General features: G+C 69.3%; 24 protein-coding genes and 1 pseudogene. 16 read left to right on the top strand and 9 right to left on the bottom strand.

Annotation, left to right across the window (positions count from 1 at the left end):
- Positions 1-7 precede the first annotated feature (7 nt).
- On the top strand, positions 8-1,282 hold the full coding sequence (locus BST44_RS16745) for an alpha/beta hydrolase (protein WP_083178219.1): 1,275 nt from the start codon (positions 8-10) through the stop codon (positions 1,280-1,282).
- On the opposite strand, the gene BST44_RS16740 is transcribed toward BST44_RS16745, so the two are convergent.
- The gene (locus tag BST44_RS16740) at positions 1,279-1,893 is read right to left on the bottom strand and encodes a TetR/AcrR family transcriptional regulator (protein ID WP_083178218.1); all 615 of its coding nucleotides are present in this window, start codon (positions 1,891-1,893) and stop codon (positions 1,279-1,281) included. The two genes, BST44_RS16745 and BST44_RS16740, sit on opposite strands and share 4 nt — an antisense overlap.
- A gap of 61 nt (positions 1,894-1,954) precedes the next feature.
- Between BST44_RS16740 and BST44_RS16735 the strand changes: the two genes are divergently transcribed.
- Positions 1,955-2,401: a DUF1707 domain-containing protein gene (locus tag BST44_RS16735; protein ID WP_083178217.1), complete on the top strand. Its 447-nt coding sequence runs from the start codon at positions 1,955-1,957 to the stop codon at positions 2,399-2,401.
- Here the strand turns inward: BST44_RS16735 and BST44_RS16730 are convergent.
- Positions 2,388-2,840: a protease inhibitor I42 family protein gene (locus BST44_RS16730; RefSeq protein ID WP_083178216.1), complete on the bottom strand. Its 453-nt coding sequence runs from the start codon at positions 2,838-2,840 to the stop codon at positions 2,388-2,390. The two genes, BST44_RS16735 and BST44_RS16730, sit on opposite strands and share 14 nt — an antisense overlap.
- Before the next feature lie 107 nt (positions 2,841-2,947).
- Here BST44_RS16730 and BST44_RS16725 point away from each other — a divergent pair, with 107 nt between their 5' ends.
- The 5 genes from BST44_RS16725 to BST44_RS16705 all read left to right on the top strand — a co-directional run bounded on the left by BST44_RS16725 (position 2,948) and on the right by BST44_RS16705 (position 9,412).
- A complete protein-coding gene (locus tag BST44_RS16725) occupies positions 2,948-4,540 on the top strand; it encodes a Na+/H+ antiporter (RefSeq protein ID WP_083178241.1) in 1,593 nt (530 codons plus the stop codon).
- 33 nt (positions 4,541-4,573) lie between these two features.
- Positions 4,574-5,761: an AAA family ATPase gene (locus BST44_RS16720; RefSeq protein ID WP_083178215.1), complete on the top strand. Its 1,188-nt coding sequence runs from the start codon at positions 4,574-4,576 to the stop codon at positions 5,759-5,761.
- A gap of 148 nt (positions 5,762-5,909) precedes the next feature.
- Positions 5,910-6,563 (top strand): TetR/AcrR family transcriptional regulator, encoded by a 654-nt coding sequence (locus BST44_RS16715; RefSeq protein ID WP_439330728.1) that lies wholly within the window; start codon positions 5,910-5,912, stop codon positions 6,561-6,563.
- 46 nt (positions 6,564-6,609) lie between these two features.
- Complete coding sequence (locus BST44_RS16710) at positions 6,610-8,079, top strand: FAD-dependent monooxygenase (protein ID WP_439330730.1); 1,470 nt, start codon at positions 6,610-6,612, stop codon at positions 8,077-8,079.
- Positions 8,080-8,266: 187 nt separating this feature from the next.
- A complete protein-coding gene (locus tag BST44_RS16705; protein ID WP_083178213.1) occupies positions 8,267-9,412 on the top strand; it encodes a glycosyltransferase in 1,146 nt (381 codons plus the stop codon).
- Between the two features lie 53 nt (positions 9,413-9,465).
- Here the strand turns inward: BST44_RS16705 and BST44_RS16700 are convergent, their stop codons facing one another.
- The 3 genes from BST44_RS16700 to BST44_RS16690 form a co-directional block, all read right to left on the bottom strand.
- Positions 9,466-9,942: an MPT63 family protein gene (locus BST44_RS16700; protein ID WP_083178212.1), complete on the bottom strand. Its 477-nt coding sequence runs from the start codon at positions 9,940-9,942 to the stop codon at positions 9,466-9,468.
- Between the two features lie 177 nt (positions 9,943-10,119).
- Positions 10,120-10,551: a hypothetical protein gene (locus BST44_RS16695; protein ID WP_083178211.1), complete on the bottom strand. Its 432-nt coding sequence runs from the start codon at positions 10,549-10,551 to the stop codon at positions 10,120-10,122.
- A gap of 13 nt (positions 10,552-10,564) precedes the next feature.
- Positions 10,565-11,032, bottom strand: a complete 468-nt coding sequence (locus BST44_RS16690) for a hypothetical protein (protein WP_244184848.1) — start codon at positions 11,030-11,032, stop codon at positions 10,565-10,567.
- Between the two features lie 100 nt (positions 11,033-11,132).
- Between BST44_RS16690 and BST44_RS16685 the strand changes: the two genes are divergently transcribed.
- The gene (locus BST44_RS16685; RefSeq protein ID WP_083178210.1) at positions 11,133-11,987 is read left to right on the top strand and encodes a sulfurtransferase; all 855 of its coding nucleotides are present in this window, start codon (positions 11,133-11,135) and stop codon (positions 11,985-11,987) included.
- 3 nt (positions 11,988-11,990) lie between these two features.
- On the opposite strand, the gene BST44_RS16680 is transcribed toward BST44_RS16685, so the two are convergent.
- A complete protein-coding gene (locus BST44_RS16680; protein WP_083178209.1) occupies positions 11,991-12,836 on the bottom strand; it encodes a 5'-methylthioadenosine/S-adenosylhomocysteine nucleosidase family protein in 846 nt (281 codons plus the stop codon).
- A gap of 142 nt (positions 12,837-12,978) precedes the next feature.
- Between BST44_RS16680 and BST44_RS16675 the strand changes: the two genes are divergently transcribed.
- The 7 genes and pseudogenes from BST44_RS16675 (at position 12,979) to BST44_RS16650 (ending at position 17,990) form a co-directional block, all read left to right on the top strand.
- Positions 12,979-13,776 (top strand): alpha/beta hydrolase, encoded by a 798-nt coding sequence (locus tag BST44_RS16675; RefSeq protein ID WP_083178208.1) that lies wholly within the window; start codon positions 12,979-12,981, stop codon positions 13,774-13,776.
- Entirely contained in the window at positions 13,758-14,564 is an 807-nt protein-coding gene (locus BST44_RS16670) for an SDR family NAD(P)-dependent oxidoreductase (protein ID WP_244184847.1), read from the top strand. Before BST44_RS16675 ends, BST44_RS16670 begins: the two co-directional genes overlap by 19 nt.
- Positions 14,561-15,433, top strand: coding sequence for a TIGR03619 family F420-dependent LLM class oxidoreductase (locus tag BST44_RS16665; protein ID WP_083178207.1), 873 nt, complete (start codon positions 14,561-14,563; stop codon positions 15,431-15,433). The genes BST44_RS16670 and BST44_RS16665 overlap by 4 nt, the downstream gene beginning before the upstream one ends.
- The gene (locus BST44_RS16660) at positions 15,433-16,161 is read left to right on the top strand and encodes a hypothetical protein (protein WP_083178237.1); all 729 of its coding nucleotides are present in this window, start codon (positions 15,433-15,435) and stop codon (positions 16,159-16,161) included. Before BST44_RS16665 ends, BST44_RS16660 begins: the two co-directional genes overlap by 1 nt.
- An 84-nt stretch (positions 16,162-16,245) precedes the next feature.
- Complete coding sequence (locus tag BST44_RS16655; protein ID WP_083178206.1) at positions 16,246-16,740, top strand: lipoprotein LpqH; 495 nt, start codon at positions 16,246-16,248, stop codon at positions 16,738-16,740.
- A 127-nt stretch (positions 16,741-16,867) separates the two neighbouring features.
- Positions 16,868-16,960, top strand: a pseudogene (locus BST44_RS29620) (theronine dehydrogenase); the annotation flags it as partial.
- A gap of 43 nt (positions 16,961-17,003) precedes the next feature.
- On the top strand, positions 17,004-17,990 hold the full coding sequence (locus BST44_RS16650; RefSeq protein ID WP_083178205.1) for an alpha/beta fold hydrolase: 987 nt from the start codon (positions 17,004-17,006) through the stop codon (positions 17,988-17,990).
- A gap of 69 nt (positions 17,991-18,059) precedes the next feature.
- Here BST44_RS16650 and BST44_RS16645 read toward each other — a convergent pair whose 3' ends face one another.
- Complete coding sequence (locus BST44_RS16645; protein ID WP_083178204.1) at positions 18,060-19,262, bottom strand: cytochrome P450; 1,203 nt, start codon at positions 19,260-19,262, stop codon at positions 18,060-18,062.
- Positions 19,263-19,277: 15 nt separating this feature from the next.
- Complete coding sequence (locus BST44_RS16640; protein WP_083178203.1) at positions 19,278-19,916, bottom strand: TetR/AcrR family transcriptional regulator; 639 nt, start codon at positions 19,914-19,916, stop codon at positions 19,278-19,280.
- A 185-nt stretch (positions 19,917-20,101) separates the two neighbouring features.
- Between BST44_RS16640 and BST44_RS16635 the strand changes: the two genes are divergently transcribed.
- Entirely contained in the window at positions 20,102-20,887 is a 786-nt protein-coding gene (locus BST44_RS16635) for a spirocyclase AveC family protein (protein ID WP_083178202.1), read from the top strand.
- 9 nt (positions 20,888-20,896) lie between these two features.
- Here BST44_RS16635 and BST44_RS16630 read toward each other — a convergent pair whose 3' ends face one another.
- Entirely contained in the window at positions 20,897-21,871 is a 975-nt protein-coding gene (locus BST44_RS16630; RefSeq protein WP_083178201.1) for an LLM class flavin-dependent oxidoreductase, read from the bottom strand.
- Positions 21,872-21,944 lie beyond the last annotated feature (73 nt).

Raw genomic sequence — 21,944 nt, 5'->3', positions numbered from 1 at the left:
TGAGCCCATGCGGACAGCTCGAATCATCCACGTCATCCGGCAGATAGGGTCGCTCGTGGTCACGGCGGTGACCGCGCTGTCCACGCTCAACGCGTACCGGCCGTTGGCGCGCAGCGGATACCTTTCGCTGTTCTCGTGGATGTTCGGGCTGGTGGTCACCGAGCTGCCGCTGCAGACCCTGGTCAGCCAGCTCGGCGGCCTGGCGCTGACCGCCCGCCGCCTGACCCGCCCGGTGCGGTTCGCGGCGTGGGCGGTGGCGGGCGTGTCGGCGCTGGGCCTGCTGAACTTCAGCCGCGCCGGCCACAAGGCCAACGTGCCGCTGACCGAGGCGTTGGACCGCGGCCTGGGACCGTCGCGCCTGACCGAAGCCGGGGACCTGTGGCGCCGCCCGGCCGGCAGCGGCACCGCCAAGACGCCCGGGCTGCTGCGGATGATGCGCATCTACCGCGACTACGCGCACGATGCCAACATCAGCTACGGCGAATTCGGCAGCGCCAATTTCCTGGACATCTGGCGCCGCCCCGACCTGGACCCGACCGGCAAGGCGCCGGTCCTGTTCCAGATCCCCGGGGGGGCCTGGACGACGGGAAACAAACGCGGACAGGCACATCCGTTGATGAGCCACCTGGCGGAGTTGGGCTGGGTTTGCGTGGCGATCAACTACCGGCACAGCCCGCGCAACACCTGGCCCGACCACATCGTCGACGTCAAGCGCGCGCTGGCGTGGGTGAAGGCGCACATCGCCGAGTACGGCGGCGACCCCGAATTCATCGCGATCACCGGCGGTTCGGCCGGCGGCCACCTGTCGTCGCTGGCCGCGCTCACCCCCAACGACCCGCAATTCCAGCCCGGCTTCGAAGACGCCGACACCCGGGTGCAGGCGGCGGTGCCGTTCTACGGCGTCTACGACTTCACCCGCTTCAACGACGCCATGCACCCGATGATGCCCGCGCTGCTCGTCAAATCCGTTGTGAAGCAACGGCCGTCGACGAACATGCAACCGTTCGTCACGGCGTCGCCGGTGAACCACGTGTCGGCCGACGCTCCGCCGTTCTTCGTCCTGCACGGCCGTAACGACTCGCTGGTGCCCGTCGAGCAGGCGCGCGCGTTCGTCGAGCGGCTGCGGCAGGTGAGCAACCAGCCCGTCGTGTACGCCGAATTGCCGTTCACCCAGCACGCATTCGACATCTTCGGTTCGGCGCGCGCGGCGCACACCGCGGTCGCCGTCGAGCAATTCCTGGCCGAGGTCTACGCGACGCTCCGCCAGGCCAATGTCGCCTAGCCGCCCAGCATTTGGGCCACCACGCCGGTGACGATGGCCTCCGGGTCCCGCTCGATGCCGACCGTGCGCAGCTCGCCGCCGATCGCCAGGGACGCGACGCCGTGCACCAGCGACCACAGCGGTGCGGCGAGGTCACGCGGGTCGCGCCCGCCCACGATGCCCGCCTCCTGGCATGTCGCGATCGCGCCGAGCAGGTCGCCGAACGCCTGCTCGCCGGCGACCGCCAGGTCGGGATGGTCGGCCTTCGACAGCTCGGCGCCGAACATCACCCGGTAGTGATCCGGGTGGGCGACGGCCCAGCGCACGTAGGCGCGGCCCAGTTCGGCCACCCGGTCCTTCGGGTCGGACGCGGCGTCACCGGCCGCGGCGAGTGCGGCGTGCAGGTCCCGGAAGCCCTGTTCGGCCACCGTCGCGAGCAGCGCGGCCTTATCCGCGAAGTGCCGGTACGGGGCGGCGGCGCTGACCCCGGCGCGCCGCGCCGCCTCGGTCAGCGTGAAGCCCTTCGGCCCCTTCTCGGCCACCAGTGACAACGCCGCGCTGCTCAGGGCGCGTTTGAGGTCGCCGTGGTGGTAGCTGTCGCGGCGCGTCGCCGATTTCCGCTCCCGTGCCATGTTGACGACATTAACATTGGCTACTATGTTAAAGCCATTCACATCTTCGGAAGGGGACGAAATGGACCAGCAGCTCATGGCCCCGCGCGCCGGCGACCGCGACCGGGAAAGGGCGGCCGACCGCCTCGGCCAAGCGCTCGCGCAGGGCTACCTGGACCTCGACGAATACGAGCAACGGACGCAGGCGGTGTTCGGCGCGCACACCACCGGGGAACTCGACCGGCTGCTCGCCGACCTGCCGCTGGAGCGCATCCGGCGCGCCGACCCGCGCCGCCGCGCCGCCCGCATCGAGGCCGCCCGCCGCGGCGTGCGCCTTCACCTGGCCGCCTACCTCGTGATGACGGTCGTCGTGCTCACCGTGTGGGCGGCCGTCGCCGCCACCACCGGCGCGACGTACTTCTGGCCGGTCTGGCCCATCCTCGGCGCCGGGATCGGCCTGCTCAGCCACGCGCTGGGCATCCGCCCCGCCGCGAAAGCCTGTGCGCTGGAACGGTTTACTGAACGGTGATGGTGGCCGTGTAGGTGCACGCGGGTTTGGGGTCCTTGCCGACGAAGCTCGTGTAGGACGTGCCGATCGTCGTGGTCCCCGGCCTCAACGCCGTGAACTTCCACACCTCCATGCCGGGCGCACCCAACGCGTCGCTGCTCGGCGGCACGAACTCGTGACTGGTCTGCTTGAGGACCGCGGGATCGCTGACCTTCATGTCCGGTACCCACCGGTACGGGGTGGTGTAGTTCGAGCCCAGCTTCACCACCAGCGTGTTGCCGACGGCGAGGGTGATGCTCTGCGTGAGGGCGTCCTGGGTCAGCACGTCGGTCATCGGCACCTGCAGCGTCTTGGTCGACGGGGGGTTCCTGGAGGCGAAGTGGCAGCCCACCAACATCGGCGAAACGAGCATGGCGACGGTCACCAAGAGCCTGATCTTCCCGACAGTCATCGAGCCCATTATGGCCTGGAGCGCGAGCGGCGTGTGGGCGGCAGCGCTTGCGGGACCGGCTGCCGGCGCCCGGGGTGGTCCGCGCGCGAAGCCGGCGTGTCCGGCAGGATGGGCTGGTGTTTGGCCTCGTCCTGATCGTTGCGCTGGTCTCGACCGTCATCGTCGGGACGGTGCTCGGCCGGCGCTACCGCGTCGGTCCCCCGGTGTTGCTCATCGTGCTCGGCACGCTGCTGGGCCTGATCCCCAGCTTCGCCCATGTGCACATCAACGGCGAGATCGTGCTGCTGCTGTTCCTGCCCGCGATCCTCTATTGGGAGGGCCTGAACACCAGCTTCCGTGAGATCCGGGCGAACGCGCGCATCATCGTCTTCCTCAGCATCGCCCTGGTGATCGCGACGGCGGTAGCGGTGTCCTGGACGGCGCGGGCGCTGGGCATGGACTCCCACACGGCGGCCGTGCTGGGCGCCGTCCTGTCCCCCACCGACGCCGCCGCCGTCGCCGGCCTGGCGAAGAAGCTGCCCCGCCGGTCGGTCACCGTCCTCAAGGCCGAGAGTCTCATCAACGACGGCACGGCCCTGGTCCTGTTCGCCGTCACGGTGCACGTCGCGATCGGCGGGTCCGCGATCGGGCCGACCGACCTGGTGGTCCGCTTCATCGGGTCGTACCTGGGCGGTATCGCCGCCGGGCTGCTGGTCGGCGGGGCGGTTACGCTGCTGCGCAAGCGAATCGACGCGCCGCAGGAGGAAGGGGCCCTGAGCCTGCTGACCCCGTTCGCGGCGTTCCTGCTGGCGCAGAGCATGGAGTGCAGCGGGGTGGTCGCGGTGATGGTCGCGGCGCTGGTGCTCGCCTATGCCGGGCCGGTGGTGATCCGGGCGCGATCCCGCCTGCAGTCGTACGCGTTCTGGGACAGCGCCACCTTCCTGCTCAACGGCTCGCTGTGGGTGTTCGTCGGCGTCCAGATACCGGGGGCGCTGCGCGGCATCGCCGGCGTGGACGGCGGGATTCGGCACGCCCTGTTCCTCGCGCTCGCCGTCACCGCCGTGGTGATCCTGTCGCGCATTTTCTGGGGCGAGATCACCGTCCTGTTGATCCGGCTGATCGATCGCCGGGAGGTGCAGCGCGAACGCCGCGTCGGCTGGCGTCAGCGTTTCGTCACCGCCTGGGCCGGCTTTCGCGGGGCGGTCTCGCTGGCCGCGGCGCTGGCCGTCCCGACCACCACGCTCAGCGGTGCGCCCTTCCCCGACCGCAGCCTGCTCATCTTCATCGTGGTGGTCGTCATCCTGGTGACCGTGCTGGTCCAGGGCACCACGCTGCCCGCCGTGGTCCGCTGGGCGAAGATGCCCGAGGATCTCGCGCACGCCGAGGAATTGCAGCTGGCCCGCACCCGGGGCGTCCGCGCCGCCCTCGACGCGTTGCCGACGGTCGCCGACGAAGTCGGCATCGGCGACGATCTGCGGCGGCGGCTGCAGAAGGAATACGAGGAGAAGGCTGCGCTGGCGCTGGCCACCGAGAACGGTTCGACCAATGACCATCTGGTCAAGAAGAAGGACCTGGTGCGTCGGGTGCGGCTGGGCGTGCTGGAACAGAAGCGCCGCGAGATCACCGCGCTGCGCAACCGCAACCTGATCGACGACATCGTGCTGCGCGAGCTGCAGAACGAGATGGACCTCGAGGAAGTGCAGTTGCTGGACGCCGCCGACAACGAGTAGGGCGCGTCGGTCCTCGACCGTACAGTCGGCTCCATGTTGCAGACGGTGGCGATCCGCGGGTATCGCTCGCTGCGCGAGGTGATCCTGCCGCTGGGCCGGCTGTCGGTCGTCACCGGCGCCAACGGCGCCGGCAAGTCGTCGCTGTATCGCGCGCTGCGGCTGCTGGCCGATTGCGGCCGCGGCGAGGTGATCGCGTCGCTCGCCCGCGAGGGCGGGTTGCAGTCCGCGCTGTGGGCGGGTCCCGAGGAGCTCAAGGGCGCCCGCCGCACCGGGAAGGCCGAGGGCACGGTGCGCACCCGGCCGGTTTCCCTCGAAATGGGCTTCGCCTCAGACGATTTCGGCTATCTGGTCGATCTGGGCATGCCGCAGATGGCGGGGATCAAGTCGGCGTTCGGCCGCGATCCCGAGATCAAGCGGGAGGCGCTGTTCGCCGGGCCGGTGCCGCGCGCCAGCGCGACGCTGGTGCGCCGCACGCGCGAGCTCGCCGAAGTGAGCGCGGACTCGGGCCGTGGGTTCGACGAGTTGTCCCGCTCGTTGCCGTCGTATCGCAGCGTGCTGGCCGAGTACGCCCACCCGCACGCGCTGCCCGAACTCGCGGCCGTGCGTGAGCGGCTGCGCGGGTGGCGGTTCTACGACGGCTTCCGCGTCGACGTCGGGGCGCCGGCGCGGCATCCGCAGGTGGGCACGCGCACCCCGGTGCTCTCCGACGACGGCGGCGACCTGGCCGCCGCGATCCAGACGATCATCGAGGCGGGTTTCGACGACCTGAGCCGCGCCGTCGCCGACGCGTTCGACGGCGCCACGGTGTCGGTCGCCGAGCACGACGGGCTGTTCGACCTGCAGCTGCGGCAGCGCGGCATGCTGCGGCCGCTGCGCTCCGCCGAATTATCCGACGGCACACTGCGATTCCTGCTGTGGGCCGCCGCGCTGTCCAGCCCGCGGGCGCCGTCGTTGATGGTGCTCAACGAGCCGGAGACCTCGCTGCACCCCGACCTGGTGCGCCCGCTCGCGGGGCTGATCCGCACCGCCGCCGCGCGGACGCAGGTGCTGGTGGTCACCCATTCGCGGGCGCTGCTCGAATTCCTCGACACCGTGCCGGTGGCCGAGGCTGAAGGGACGCGCCGAGCCGTCGAGATCGAGCTGTACAAGGAGTGGGGCGAGACGCGCGTCGCGGGTCAGGGGCTGCTGAGCACGCCGCCGTGGGACTGGGGCCGGCGCTAGTTTCCGGGGTCCTTGCCCGCATCGTGTGCGCCTACGGCGACGTTTTCCGGCGTGTCGCCGCCGTGGACGCACACGCAAAGTCCTCAACGCACTTGCGATTCTTGCCCGATAGGCAATATTGCCCAGCGGGCAACTTTTGCGTAGGGTGGTGCCCGTGACCGAACAGCCGCGCGGGCTGCGCGAGCGCAAGAAGGCCGACACCCGGCGGGCCCTCAGCGACGCCGCACTGAACCTCGCCTTCGAGCGTGGACTGGACAACGTGACGCGCGAGGACATCGCCACCCTGGCCGGTGTCTCGTTGCGCACCTTCAACAACTACTTCGGCGGCAAGTACGAGGCACTCGCCTATCGGCAGACCGAGCGGATGCGCCGCAGCATTGCCGCCTTTCGGCAGCGCCCGGCCGACGAGCCGCTGTGGACGTCGATCACGCACGTCGTGCTCGAACCGCTGGAGGCCGACTTCGGCGAGGCGCACGGGGAGGAAAACCTGGTGCCGACCCGCCAGGAACTCGTCGAGGTGCGCAAGATGCTGATGAACCCCCAGGTGCGAAACGCGTTGCCGCAGGACCTGTTCGACGAATGGCTGGCGGTGATCGCGGAGCGCACCGGGACCGATCCCGAGCACGACCTGTACCCGCGACTGGTGGCGGCGGTCGTGCGCGCCGTCGGCGACGCCGCGGCGGAGGCCTACGTGCGCGCCGACCCGCCGGTCGCCATCACCGACCTGATTCGTGCCGGCTTCGCCGCCGTCAGCGCGGGCCTGCCCGAACCCACCAAGCGTAAGGAGAAAACCCGTGGCTGACGAACGCACCGAGATCGTCATCTCCGGCGCCGGGCCCAACGGACTGATGCTGGCCTGCGAGCTCGCGCTGGCCGGCATCAGGCCGGTCGTGCTCGACGGGTTGCCCGGGCCCAGCGACGAGCCGAAGGCGAACGGGCTTGTCGGACAGGTGGTCCGGGCACTCGACCTGCGGGGCCTGTACCGGGCGTTCACCGGCGACGACCAGCCGCCCCAACCCACCCCCGGCTGGATGTTCTCCGCCATGCCGCTGGACTTCACCGGCGTACCCGACAACCCGATGTATGCGATGCTCATCCCGCAACCCAGGCTGGTGCGACTGCTGGAGAAACGGGCCCGCGATCTCGGGGTAGACCTTCGCTGGGGGCACGAGCTCACCGGCATCCGGCCGGGTGCGGAATCCGTTGCGGTGAAGGTATCTTCGCCGGAGAGCCGATACGGAATCGCCACGCGCTACCTGGTTGGCGCCGACGGCGGACACAGCCTGGTCCGCAAGTCACTGGGAATCGAGTTCCCCGGCAGTACCTCTGCGACGGTCGGCCGGCTCGCCCACGTGCACATCCCCGAGCGGCTCCGCAGACCCGACGGCGTCATCGACATCCCCGGGTTCGGCCCGCTTCCCTTCGGCCACAGCCGATTCGACAACGGCGGATTGATCTTCGCCGAATTCGAGCCCGGCAGGGCGCTGTTGGGCACCGTCGAATTTGCGCCCTTCGTCGACGACGAGCCCATGAGCCTGACCGAACTGCGCGAAAGTGTCCGGCGGGTGCTCGGCACCGACTTCCCCTTCGAAGAGCCGAAAGGCCCAGGGCCGCATGCCCTGCGCCGTATCAACGGCTGGAACACGCGGCACGCGTCGCGCTACCGCGACGGCCGCGCCCTGCTGCTCGGTGACGCCGCCCACGTCCATAGCGCCATGGGCGGCCCCGGCCTGAACCTCGGCCTCCAAGACGCCATGAACCTGGGCTGGAAGCTCGCCGCTGAGCTCAACGGGTGGGCGCCCACCGGACTGCTCGACACCTACGAATCCGAACGGCACCCCGTCGGCGAGCGCGTGATGATGCACTCGCTGGCCCAGACCGCGCTCATGTTGCCCGGTCCCGAGGTCGCCGCGCTCCGCACGCTGCTGGGTGAATTCTTCACCCTGCCCGGCGTCGCGAAGCACATGGCGGCGCTGCTCGCCGGCACCGACGTGCGCTACGACGTCGGCGACGACCATCCGTTGTCGGGTCGGCCCGTGCCCGAGCTGACCCTCGCGGACGGCCGGCGCGTCACCGAGCTACTGCACGGCGCGCGCCCGGTGCTGCTCGACTTCGACGGCGGCGTCGCGGCCACGGCGTCGGGCTGGGCCGACCGGGTGGACATCGCAAGTTCGCCCCTCGACGACCGGCCCGCCGCGGCGCTGCTGATCCGGCCGGACGGATACGTCGCCTGGGCGGCGGGCGAATTCGGGCCGGCGGCCCAGGCCGGTTTGCATGTGGCGCTGCGGCGCTGGTTCGGACCCGAGTCCACCGGTTAGCTGGCGGGCCGGCCGGCTTTCTGTCGAGGGTGCGCCCACGGCGGCGTTTCTCGGCGTGTCGCCACCCTGGGCGCACACGCGAATCCCTCAGCGCACACGCAGCCGGTTCGCCGGAATTCATGGACTGTTCAGGTCAGCGTCAAGTCCACATTGTTGAGTGCACACGCGCGCCGCGTGTCCTCACGTTATGCGTGTTGTACAGGTCGCCAATTTCTATGGCCCTCGCTCCGGCGGCCTTCGCACCGCGGTGGATCGGCTGGGCGCCGAATACTGCGCCGGCGGACACGAGGTGTTCCTCATCGTGCCCGGTCAGCGTGCCGAGCGCAGCCAGCTGCGCACCGGCGTCGTGCGAATCACCCTGCCCGCGCGGCTGATTCCCCTCACCGGCGGCTACCGGGCGGTGATGCCGGGACCGGTCAAAACGCTGCTGGAGGCACTGCGGCCCGACGCGTTGGAGGTGTCGGACCGGCTCACGCTGCGGTCACTGGGCCGCTGGGGCCGCGACCACGGCGCCACCACGGTGATGATCTCCCACGAGCGGCTGGATCGGCTTGTGGGGCAACTGCTTCCGCACCGGGCCGCGGTCAAGTTCGCCGATTTGGCCAACGCCCGTACCGCGGCCGATTACGACACGGTGGTGTGCACCACCGGTTTCGCGCGCGAGGAGTTCGACCGCATCGGCGCGACCAACACCGTCACCGTCCCGTTGGGCGTCGACCTGCAGACCTTTCACCCGCGCCGGCACTCGTACCTGCTGCGACGACGCTGGGCCACACCGACACAGCTGCTGGTGGTCCATTGCGGCCGGCTGTCGGTGGAAAAGCGCGTCGACCGCAGCATCGACGCAATCGGCGAGTTGCGCCACGCCGGGGTCGACGCCCGCCTGGTCGTCGTGGGCGAGGGTCCGTTGCGGGCCAGGCTGGAGCGTCAGGCCGCCCGGTTGCCGGTGGACTTCACCGGCTTCGTCTCCGATCGGCACACGGTGGCCGGGCTGCTGGCCTCGGCCGACGTGACGCTGGCGCCCGGGCCGCACGAGACGTTCGGGCTGGCCGCGCTGGAGTCGCTGGCCTGCGGGACGCCGGCGGTGGTGTCGCGCACGTCGGCGCTGAGCGAGATCATCACCCAGGACAGCGGCGCTTTGGCGGACAACCACCCGGTCGCCATCGCGCGCGCGGTCGGCGCCATCACCCGCCGTCCCGAGCACCACCGTCGGGTCTCCGCGCGGCGTCGCGCCGAGGATTTCACCTGGCACCGGGCCGCGACCGGCATGCTGGCGTCGTTGGGAGCGACCGCGCTGGACGACCGGGGTACCGATTCCGAACACACCGCATAACCGCAGGGGTGCCGACGCGGGCTTTTTCCTTTCCTCTCTACGAGAGGCCGGCCCTACGGCCCCCAGATGAGCAGGTCTTCCATCCCGTTGTTCATCGTCACTGTGGTCGGCGCCGGGCCCGTGACGTCGAAGTGGATTTTGCCGGTCGCTTGCGCACCCTCAGGAATGGTCGCCCCACTGATGTTCGTCGGACTCGCGACATACCAAAGAACCCGATAGACGGCCGCATTCGGGGCGACGGCATTGAACTGCGAAATCGCGGGGGTAACCGTTCCCCGGATTGACCTGACGGTCGCCGTGGCTTCCCACAGCTTGCCGGTCGGCATGTAGCCGGGGGTGGGGTCGGTGCTGGGCTGGAGGTTGCTGACCGTCCACGCCAGGACAACCTGGCCGACGGTGTCGGTCATCGTCAATTCGCTGCCCAGTTTGCCGACGACGGGATAGGTGGCCGACGCAGCCGGTACGCCGCTCACAGCAATCGCGGTCATGACGACGGCCGCTACCGTCGTGATCATCGTGGTGATCTTCACTGGTATTCCTCCTCGTTTGAGCGGCGAAGCCATTTGCCGCCAATCGACTCCGAAACCTTAATTGTGTCCCCGGCATTCTGTTCTAGTTAGAGCCATTTGGCCCATGAGTTCGGGGACTTTCGCCAACCAAATGGTCCGGCCATTTGCGGCCACGGTGGAAATGGGAATGGTCGCGGATTAACTATCCGCGGGAGGCTCCGGCTTCCAGCCGACGTACGTCAGGTACACGCCGGCGGACGCCAGACAGCCGAACATCACCCATATCGCAATGGACATGCCCGAGCTGTAGATCGCGTCGCCGGCCGCGTCATAGGCGCGCGGGAGGGTCAACAGCAGCACCCCGCGTATCGCGAAAAACCAGCCCACCGCGGATACGATGACCGCCGCGAGGCTGCGCCAATACTGGTGGAACGCGATGATGAAAAGGCCGCCCATCAAGAGGATGGCCCCATACAGCCAGGGCCACATCGGATTTGCCTTGAACTCCGTGAACAGCGTCTGCATGTAGGAGCCGCGCACCGCGACCGTGATCGGCACGATGGTGAGGTAAGGGCCCAGCACGCGGGCGAAGTTGCGGGTGCGGGTCTGCGATTGCTCGGGTTTGTTCATGGCCGGTGCTTCCTCAGAAGTCGGAGGCCGCCCAGGATCCGGGCGGATAAGGGGGAACGACGCCCGCGAATGCGCCATCGGTGAGCCGGCACAGCGTGTCGGAAACCGTTCCGGCGTTGGCCAATACTTTCGGCTCGGTGCCGGGCACGACGCGCGCGACCACCGCCTGCCAGAAGTAACCGACACCGCCGTGCTCGTACCAGACGAACCAGTCGGCGTCGCGATTGCCGCCGCGTATCAGCCGCCGGAACGGCAGCGTCGGATCGCTGACCGAGTCGGTGGCGTTGAAGGGCGCGCCGATGTCGGCGACGGGCGGAAGCAGCTTCAGAAGCTCGGGCGGCAGCTGGGACACGTGCCGCACTTCCCGAACGGGAGTCGTCAGCGCGCACTGGGTGTTTGGCATCGCCCGGGCGGGAACGGCCGTCGTGAGGGCCAACGCGACCGCGGAGGCCGCGGTGAATGTGTAGCCGGTGCGCGCCACGACCTACTCCGATCCGCCCTGTCGCATCAAGACGCTACGCCCCCGTTTGCTGAAGCGGAACGCCGCTAGGCTCTGTGCAGTCGATCAGGGAGGCGAATCGGTGGGTGTCCGAGACCAGGTGCTGGTCACCGTCGCGGAGTTGGCCGCATTGCTCGAGGCCGGTGAGCCGGTCAGCATCCTCGACGTCCGTTGGCGGCTCGACGAGCCCGACGGGCGGCCGGCCTATCTGGCGGGACATTTGCCGGGCGCGGTGTATGTGTCCCTCGAGGAGGAACTCAGCGATCACTCGGTCGTCGGACGCGGCCGTCACCCGCTGCCGTCGGGGACCGCGCTGCAGGCCGCCGCCCGCCGCTGGGGCGTCCGGCGGGATTCGCCGGTGGTCGTCTACGACGACTGGAACCGCGCCGGTTCGGCGCGGGCGTGGTGGGTGTTGACGGCGGCCGGCCTGCCGAGCGTGCGCATCCTGGACGGTGGCCTGGCCGCCTGGCGATCGGACGGCGGTCGGCTCGAAACCGGCGAGGTGACACCGCGGCCGGGGAATGTCACTGTGCCGCACGATGATCTGTACTCCGGGGGCCGCCCCACCCTGACGGCCGAGCAAGCCGGCGCGAGCGGCGCGATATTGCTCGATGCCCGGGCACCCGAGCGCTTCCGCGGTGAAATCGAACCGCTCGACCCCGCGGCCGGGCACATCCCGGGCGCCACGAACCTGCCCAGCACCGCCATCCTGACCCCCGGCGGCACGTTCGCCGGCGACCGCGAGCTCAACCGACTGCTGGCCGACCGCGGCATCGACCGCGACGGGGCGGTGGGCGCCTACTGCGGTTCCGGCGTGACCGCCAGCGTCACGGTCGCCGCGCTCGCCGCGGCGGGTCGGGAGGCGGCGCTGTTTCCGGGGTCGTGGTCCGAGTGGTGCTCGGACCCGGGCCGCGCGGTCGCCCGCGGCCCGGAATAGCGATCAGGCGCCGGCCCAGTTCCGGAGGAGAGCCGCGGTCACCCGGGCGGCGTTGACCGCCGCGATCCGCTTGTAGCAGAAGAACTGAAAAGGAAAGCCCGGCAGGCGAAGCGGGTCGCCCGGCCCGTCCGTGATGGCGCGGACGCCGAGGAAAGGGATGCCGTGCTCTTCGGCCACGGCCTGGGCCGCCGCGGTCTCCATGTCCGTCGCATCGAAGGCCGGGTCCGAGCTCGAGGCGATCTTCAGGTTGCTGATCAGGGCGCATCTCAGCCAGCGACCCGCCGCTTGCCGGAAGTTGCCGGTATAGCGGAGGGAGCGGTCGGGTGCGGTGCGGGGTTGGCAGCCGAAAACGTCGCCGCCGTTGGGGATGCAGGGAAATGCCACCCCGTTGTTGTTGTCCCCACTGCAGCCGTCGCCGCCGACGACGACCCGCGACCGCCGCCGCGAATCGACGCTTTCCAGTGCGACCGAGAGCATTCCGGCCTCCGCCAGCATGCCGGGGTCGACCGGGCGGAACGTCCTGCCGTGGTCCAGCGTCCACCGCGCCGGCACCGCCACGTCCGCGATGCGGGTGCGCCCGGCCCCACCGGCGACACCGGAAAACACCACGGCGCCAATCCCGAAGCCGGACAAGGCGGCTTCAGTGGTGCCGGCGGCGTTGACCAGGCCGATGCCGGTCATCGCGACGATCACCTTCTTGCCGGCGATAGCCCCCAGGTAGAAGTGGCGGCCGTCGACGATCGCCACCGGATCGGGATCGAGCGTGGTGTGGGACAGCACCGCGTCGGCTTCGCCGGGGAAGGCGGACAGCACCAGGGTGCGCCGTTCGCCGCGACCCGCTTCGCTCACCGCCCCAGTAAACGCCACGACGACCCCGTCGGGTGCGCTTCGGCGCACGTTTGCTGATTCCAGTCCTGCACGGCGGGCCAGCGGCTAGTCTCAGCGGCGTTGGAGCCGAACCGGGGGGCGCGGCCGACCGAGGAGCACGCTCATGCTGGAAGTGATCGAACGAAAGCCGCGTCCCGAATCCCGCAAGCCGCCGGTGCTATTCGTGCATGGAGCGTGGCACGGCGCCTGGTGCTGGGACGAGCATTTCCTCCACTTCTTCGCCGAGCGGGGCCACCCGGCGCTGGCGCTGAGCCTTCGCGGGCACGGAAACAGCCCTGCGCCCAGGTCGATGCGGCTCTGCTCGATCGGGGACTTCGTGGCCGACGTCGCCGCGGTCGCCGACGGCCTGGCCGAACGACCAATAATCGTCGGGCATTCCATGGGCGGCTTCGTGGTACAGAAGTACTTGGAGTCGCACGACGCCGCGGCCGCCGTGCTGCTCGCCTCGGTACCCCCGGGCGGAATCCTGGGATTCCTGGCGCGCAGATTCAAGCGGCACCCTTGGTACACCGCCACCGGCCTGGCCGTGGCGAAGTCGTTGCGCGGAGTCGGCGGCACCCCGGAATTGGCCCGCGAGACGTTCTTCTCGGGGTCCGCCCCCGACGCCGATGTCGCCCGCTATGCCGCGGAACTCGGCGAAGAGTACGCGCTGAGGATCGCGATCGACATGCTGTGGCACGACCTGCCCCAGCCCCACCGCGTCACCACCCCACTGTTGGTGCTGGGCGCCGAAGACGACGTTTGCTTCACCACACGGGAAGTCCGGGCCACGGCGGCCGCCTACAGCACCGAAGCCGAGATCTTCCCTAAGATGAGCCACGACATGATGCTTGACCCCGGATGGCTCGCCGTCGCCGAACGAATCCACGCCTGGATCGAGATATGCGTGCCGGCAAGTTGACCGCGATGACGGGCCGGCTCGCCGGCAAGGTCGCGATCATCACCGGCGCGAGCACCGGCCTGGGACCGGTGCTGGGCGCGCTGTTCGTCTCCGAGGGCGCCAAGGTGTTGCTGGCGGCACGGCGCGAAGAGCTGGTTCGCGATGCCGCGCGGGCGGCCGGCCCCGGTGCCGTCGCGATGCGCGCCGACGTGACCGACGAGGACGACGTCGCGGCCATGGTGGCGCGCGCCGTCACGGAATTCGGCCACGTCGACATCTTGTGCAACAACGCCGCCGCGCCGGGACAGGACCGCTGGATCTGGGAGCAGACCCTGGAGAACTGGAACGCCACGATCGCCATCGACGTCACCGCGGCGATGCTGTGCACGAGGGAGGTGCTCAACCAGTCGATGCTGGCGCGCCGGCGCGGTGTCATCCTCAACTTCTCCTCCACGGCAGGCTATTCCGGCGTCGTCCGCAAGAGCCACTACGTCACCGCCAAGGCCTCGCTTCGGGCGTTCACGAAGGCCGTGGCGCTCGAGGTCGGTCCCTACGGGATCCGGTGCAACTGCATCGTGCCCGGGGCCATCGACACCGAACTGTGGCGGCGATGGGTGCAGCGCACCGCCGACGAACAGGGCGTCGACTTCACCACCCAGCGCGTCAAAGCCCTCAAAGGCACAGCGCTCCAAGATATTTCCACGCCCGACGATGTCGCCAACCTGGCATTGTTCCTCGCCGGCGACGAGAGCCGGACCATCACCGGCCAGTCGATCCCCGTCGACGCCGGGGGGTACATGCAGGGATGAGCGGCGTTCGACTCTCGGTCGCCACACCGGTGGTGACCATGTTTCCCAAGACCAGCGGCGACTGGGAGCGGCACGCCTCCATCGAGGACCTGGCGCGGATCGGCGAAGCCGCGGACCGGCTCGGCTATCACCACCTGACGTGCAGCGAACACGTCGCGCTGCCCGCCGCCGAGGCGCATCGCCGCGGCACCCGCTATTGGGATCCGCTGGCCACCTTCGGCTACCTGGCCGCACGCACCCGACAAATCCGGTTGGCCACCAACGTGCTGGTGCTGGGCTACCACCACCCGCTCGAGATCGCCAAGCGCTACGGCACTTTGGACAGGGTCAGCAACGGCAGGCTCGTCCTGGGGGTCGGCGTCGGCAGCCTCGAGGAGGAGTTCGACCTCATCGGCGCGCCCTTCGCCGACCGCGGGCCGCGAGCAGACGACGCACTCAAGGCGCTGCGCGCCTCGCTGTCCGTGCCCGAACCCGCCTACCACGGCGCGTTCTATTCATTCGACGGCATGGTCGTCGACCCGTGCGCGGTGCAAGCCCGGGTGCCGATCTGGGTCGGCGGGCGCAGCCTGCGATCGCTGCGCCGCGCCGCGACCCTCGCCGACGGCTGGGCGCCCTTCGCCGTCGGCCTGGCGCAAGCACGAGACTGGTTGCGCCGCTTCGAACTCCGGCCGGGGTTCGAGGTCGTGTTGCCACCGCCGGCACCGCTGGACCCGATCGACGAGCCGGAGCGCACCCGCGATGCCGTCGGCGAGGCCGCCGAGCACGGCGCCACCATCGTGCCGGCCGTCTTCCGGCACACCTCGCTGCCGCATTATCTGGACAACCTGCAGGCGCTCGCCGAGCTGCATTCCCCCGCCGGTGCGGCGTGATACGCGTCAGGGCGGGCATATTCAGCCTCACGGGCGCCGCGCCGGACGACGACGGCAGCTACCTGCGCTGGCACCTGCTCGATCACATGCCGGAGCAGTACCAGCTGCCCGGCATCGTGCACGGCCTGCGCTGGATCGCCGACGGCGACTACCCCCGGCACCGCCTGGCGGCCGACGGCCCGCTGGGCGAGCTCGGCAACGCGGTGCACTACCTGGTCGGCGAACCCGTCGAGGACACCTTCGACGACTTCGTCACGCTCGGCCGCACGTTGCGCGAGAACGGCCGGTTCCCCGTCGTCCGGCCGTCCTTGCAAGTGGCCGGCCTGCGCCTGCTGCAGTGGCAATCATCGCCGCGCGCGCTCGTGTCCCCCGAGGTGGTGCCATTCCGGCCGCACCGCGGCGTCGTGCTGATCGTCGAAGAACCCACCGACGGGCGCCGCCCGGACGAGTGGCTGCAATGGCTGTACGCCGAACACCATCCGCGCCTGCTCGCCGTGCCGGGCACGGCCGGCGCGTGGACGTTCGGTTCCAGCGCCGGCTGGAGCCATCTGCCGCGGGGCTGGCGGACGGATCGCCAGTACATCACCGTCGTCTACCTCGATGACGACCCGCTGACCACCGCCGACGCGCTGGCCCCCGTCGTCGAGGAACGGTGGCGGTCGGGCGCCGTGCGCCCTCAATTTGCCGGTCCACTGCGCAGCATGGTGAATTGGGAAGCCTGGCGGTAAACCGTGCGGTCGGCTCGCCGCCAGAAAGATGAGACCTTTTCGAAACGAATGGCACCTATAGTCCTCGCGGGCAAAGGAGGTGAGATGACAAACCCGTACATCCTCGGGGCCGCCGGGATCGTGCTGGTGGCCGGTCTGTCCGGCTGTTCCGGCAACGGCGGCCAACCGGCGTCCACCACGAGTTCCACTCCGGTTTCCGTGACCACCACCGTCATGATCGACGGGAACAAGCACACCATGACCGCGCGGGTTGACTGCACCAATTCGGCGGCGGAACCGAACGCGTCGCCACCGGAGTCGGGGGACCTCACCACCCGCATCCGCGTGCAGGACGACACGGCGTCCGTGTCGCTGGCGCTTTCGGACGAAAAGCCGCCGATGGTAGACGGATTCGCGATCTCGCTCACGTTGCCGACCGGGCAGTACCAACTCCCCTATCAGGCGACCAAGTCGGCAACGCAGGTGCTGGCGACCAAAGAGGACAAGAGCTACACCGTGACGGGGACCGGTGAGGCGACCACCCCGGGCCAAAGCGGCACGCGGCCGGTGACTTTCGGGGTGCACGTCACCTGCCCGTGAGTCGGTGACGCTGGGAATTGACTTGACCGCCACAGTTCTACCGGGTTGCGGGCGAGGGCACATACCGTAAACCGCGGAGAGTGGGTCATGAAGCTGGCGATGGTGACGGGGTTCCGACGCGTTCTACAGCCACACCACCCCCTTCGAAAACCTCGGGGCAGCCCTCGATCTGGCCGGCACCCCCGGCGCCGCCGACAAGGTCGTGGTCACCTTCCGGTAGCCGCGTGGTTGTCTCCCGCCATCGCCTCTGCGATGCTGGCAGCTTGGACATCTTCGCGGAGTGGCAAAGCGGCGGTACGGAACTGCGTTGGCGGTCGACAACCGCCGCCAACGACTCGCACGAAGTCGCGGTGTTCAGTCGCCGCTGCGGCACACCGGGCGCGCCCGCACTGGTGCTCGTGCACGGCTTCCCCACGTCGAGCATCGACTATTTCGCGCTGGCGGGTGACCTGTCCTCCGAGTTCGACATCTACCTGCTGGACTTCCCCGGCTACGGGTTGTCCGACAAGCCGGCCGAGCCGTACGTGTATTCGCTCTACGACGACGCGCGCCTGCTCGTGTACGCGATCACCCAGGTGTGGAATCTGACCGACTACCGCATGCTCACCCACGACCGCGGCAGCAGCGTCGGGATGATCGCGCTGGAGATGTTGGCGGCCCTGGACCCGCCTGCCCTACCCGTGGACCTGATCGTCACGAACGCCAACATCTATCTGCCGCTGTCCAACCTCACCGCCTTCCAGACCGCGCTGCTCGACCCCCAGACCGCCCGGCCCACCGCGGCGGCGACGACGCCGGAGATGCTGGCGGCCGGCCTGGGAGCGAGCACCTTCATGCCCAGGCGCACGCTGGACGACCCGGAGATCGCCGCGTTGGCGAAGTGCTTCGCCCACAACGACGGGATCCGCGTCCTGCCGGACACCATCCAATACCTGCACGAGCGCGCCGCCGACGAAACAGGTTGGCTGGAGGCGCTTTCCAAGAGCCCGGTCGACACCACCGTGGTGTGGGGGCTGCACGACGGCATCGCGCCGTTGCGCGTCCCCAACCATGTCTGGCAGGCGTATCTGAAGACCAAGCCCGGGCGCAACCGCTACTGGGTGGTGCCCGGCGCCGACCACTACCTGCAATGCGACGCCCCCGGTCAGCTGGCCCAGATCGTCCGTCTCACGGCCCAGGGCGGCGACATCCCGCTGCAGACGCTCGGTAACCAGCCCGACGGTGCGGTGTTGGTGGACCAAAGCGGCTAATCTCGCCGAGCGGGAAGCTAGTTTCACGCTCGGGCGGTGAAGCGGGCGGCTCGCGCCGAAAGAACCCCGTCAGCCCGTGACGACGGGCAGGCGCGCCCAGCCCCGCACGCTCGCGGTGTGCGCCCGTTGCGCGCTGGCGTAGTCGACTTCCCAGTCGGGCCAGCGTTTGAGGACCTCCTCGAGGGCCACCCGGCCCTCCATCCGCGCCAGCGCCGAACCGAGGCAGAAGTGCAGGCCCTGCCCGAAGCTCAGGTGGCCCCCCTGGCGGTGGATGTCGTAGCGGTCCGGATCGTCGAAGTGACGATCGTCCCGGTTGGCGGACCCGTTGAGCAGCAACATGTATGAGCCCTCGGGCACCACCCGGCCGTAGAGTTCGGCGTCGCGGGCCACGTAGCGCGCCTGCACCGGCGAGGGCGGCTCGTAGCGCAGCGTCTCCTCGACCGCCCCGGGGATCAGCGACGGGTCGGCCACGAGTTCGCGACGTTGATCCGGGTGATCCGACAGCAGCTGGCCCATGAAGCCGATCAGCCGGGCGGTCGTCTCGTTGCCCGCGCCGGCGATCATGGCGGTGTAGGCCAGCACCTCGGTCCGCGACAAGGGCCGCCGCGTCCCGTCGGGTTCGTCGATCTCGGCCCGCAGCAGGTCGGTCATCAGGTCGTCGGACGGGTGCTCCGCCCGCCACTCGATGTAGTCGGCGAACACCACGATGCTGTCCTCGAACAGCTTCGCGTTCACCGCGGCGGGATCGCGTTCCTCGGACAGCTCGATGTACGCCCCGCCACGGTCGCGAATCGTGGCCTGATCCTGCTCGGGAATGCCCAACAGGTATCCGATGGTCCGCATCGGCATCATCGCCCCGAGGTCGGCGATGAAATCGAAGCCGCCGGCGCCGACCAGCGGGTCCAGCTCGCGGACGCAGAATCCGCGGACCAGGTCCTCCACGGCCAGCATGCGCCGCGGCGTGAACACCCGCGACAGCAGGCGGCGGTGCAGGTCGTGCAGCGGCGGATCCTCGAACAGCAGAATGCCCGGCGGCACTTCGATATTGGCGAACAGGATGTCGGCGGTGGTCCCGCGCCCGGACCGGTAGGTCTGCCAGTTCGGCAGTTCACGCGCCACGTCCTCGTACCGGCTCAGCGCATAGAAGTTGTATCTCTCGTTGTAGTACAGCGGCGCTTCGTCGCGCATCCGCTTCCACACCGGGTAGGGGTTGTCGTCGATGTCGGAATCGAACGGGTCGTAGTACAAGTCGATCGCGCTGGCGCCTGCCATGAAAGATCCTTTCGCTCAGTCGTTTCGGTGCAGGAAGCCGTGCAGGACGGCCTGGGTGAGCTCCTCGACGATGACCGCTCGCGCGGGCGGCCTGCCCCCGAAGTAGGTGGAGCGCAGCGCGGCCATCCCGGCGATCATCGCCACCGTCGAGTGAGCGGGCAGGTCGGGATGTTCCGATCGCAGACCCCGCAGATGCATCCCCTCGGCGCTGATCCGGCCGAGCGTCGTGATCGCCCGCCTGATCTCCGCGATGCCGGCGTCGGCCTTCTCCTCCTCGCTCAACGCCTCGGACGCCATCAGCGTCAACAGCAAGCCCTGATGTTCGACGAACACGTCGTAGAGCTGCCCGACGAAGTGTCGCGCCAGCTCCTGCTCGTCGGTCTCCTCGGGGACCACCGACTGCCAGGTCCGGCCGAACTCGTCGACGAAATCGGTGAAGGGCAACACCAGCGCCTCGCGAAACAGCGCCGCCTTCGAACCGAAGTGGCGAAACAACAGGTGCTCGGTAACACCTGCGGCCTGGGCGATTTCACGCGTCGTCGTGCTGCGATAGTCCTGGCGGGCGAAGCGGGCCCGCGCGGCGTCGAGCAGCAGTCCGCGGGGGGCGCCACGGGGCCGGCGCGTGGCCGGTGTGCTGCGTTTGGTGGATGGCACGGTTTCGCTCCTCGCGCGATGGTTGACTGCCTTTAGGATAGTGTGCACTATCTAACGAGTCGAGGAAGGGGTGTGATTTTGGGTGCTGTCATCATGTTGGGCACGCTGTTCGGGCTGATCGTCCTGATCTTCGGGCTGGTGCTGCGCTTCGACCCGCAGGCACGCCGAACGCCGGGAGACGACCGGTGAGCTCCCAGATGACACCCGTGATGCAGGCGGCCAGCGACTTCGCGCTCGTCGGGGGCATCACGTTCACCGCCCTCGGCGTGTACCTGAGCGTGCGCCGGCGCCGCCTGCATCCCCTGTTGCTGCTGTGCATCTCGGCGATGTCGTTCTCGTGGATCGAGGCGCCCTACGACTGGGCGATGTACGCGCAGTTCCCGCCGGCCATCCCGCGCATGCCGTCGTGGTGGCCGCTGAACGTGACGTGGGGCGGGCTGCCCCTGTTCGTTCCCGTCGGCTACATCTCCTACTTCGTGCTGCCGGCGGTGACGGGCACGGCCCTCGGGCGATGGCTCAGCGGGCGGTTCGGATGGCGCAGGCCGCCAACGCTCTTGGTGGTCGGCCTCGTCGTCGGCTTCTGCTGGGCGCTGTTCTTCAACGGGTTCCTCGGGGCCAAGCTCGGCGTGTTCTACTACGGCCGGGTGATCCCCGGCCTGGCGATCCGCGAGGGAACGGTGCACCAATACCCGCTCTACGACTCCCTCGCGATGGCCATCCAGATGATGGTCTTCACCTATCTGCTGGGCCGGACCGACCCGCAGGGGCGAAACATCATCGAGATGTGGGCCGAAAACCGGTCGACGAGCCGGCTGGGCTCGTCGGTGCTGTCCGTCCTCGCGGTCATCGTCGTCGGAAACGTGCTCTACGGCGCGGTTTTCGCGCCCCACCTGATCACGAAGCTCGGCGGCTGGGTGACCGCCGGGCCGACGGAACAACTGTTCCCGGGCGTGCCGAACCAACCCAAGTAGCTACCACCGTCAGCCGAGCGCCTCGGGCAGCACGACCTCGCCCACCCGCCGCAGGTACGGCCACGCGACGTCGGGCGGCAGCCCGCCGCACAGCGGCGACAGGTTGAGCACCTGCCCGGCGCGTACCCGCGAAACCGCTTCGGGGACAGAGATGATCACGTGCGACGTCCCGGTCTCCCGCAGCTCGTCGACGGAGTTGACATGCGAGAAGCCGGCGGTTGTCTCGTCTCCTGGATTCCACGCCGCGTACGCGCGCACGTCGTGCAGCAGGTGCTCGCCGATCTCCTTCCACGCCCGGTCCACGTCGTCGGCGACGAACACCACCGAGGGCGTGTCACGGCTGGGGAACATCGTCGGCCCGGGCTGGTGGCCGTGCTCGCGGCAGGCCTCTTCGTAGGCTTCCTGCATGCCCGGCGCGTTGGCGTTGCCCAGCATGCCCAGCCCGTACCGGCCGGCCCGGCGGGCCGCGGCGATCGTCCCGCCGCCCCACATCAGTCCTGGCCCGCCGGGAGTCAGCGGGCGCGGCGTCACGGTGATCCGCCGCCCGTCCTCGACGACGGTCTCACCGGCGAACAGCCGCCGCAGCAGCGCGAGTTTCTCGTCACAGAGGCGGCCACGGGACTTGATCGGCACACCGAAGTGCTCGAACTCCTCGGGCCGGTAACCCAGCGCCAGGATGTACGACGCCCGCCCGTTGCTGATGATGTCGAGGACCGCCATGTCCTCGGCGAGGCGCACGGTTTCGTAGAACGGAAGGATCAGGATCAAGCTCAGCGCCAGGCGCTGCGTTCGGGCGGCCAGCGCCGAGGCCAGCAGAAACGGTGACGGCAGGTAGCCGTCCTCCGACCCGTGGTGCTCACACAGCACGGCGGCCAGACCCCCGTGTTCCTCGGCCCAGGCGCACATGTCGGGCGCCGCGGCGTACAGATCGGTTGGGGGCGCGGCCCATTCGGGATCGCGCATGTCGAAGCGCAGTGTGTACACGGCAGACTCCTAGCCAGGCTATTCGTTCGACGTACGTTACACGTTCAGTCGACGGCGTAAAGCGGCAGCGTGG

This window comes from Mycobacterium scrofulaceum, from assembly GCF_002086735.1.
In the GTDB taxonomy this organism is placed as follows: Bacteria; Actinomycetota; Actinomycetes; order Mycobacteriales; family Mycobacteriaceae; genus Mycobacterium; species Mycobacterium scrofulaceum.
The sequence above is the reverse complement of the archived record's forward strand: the minus strand, read 5'-3'. Positions and strand labels throughout refer to the sequence as shown.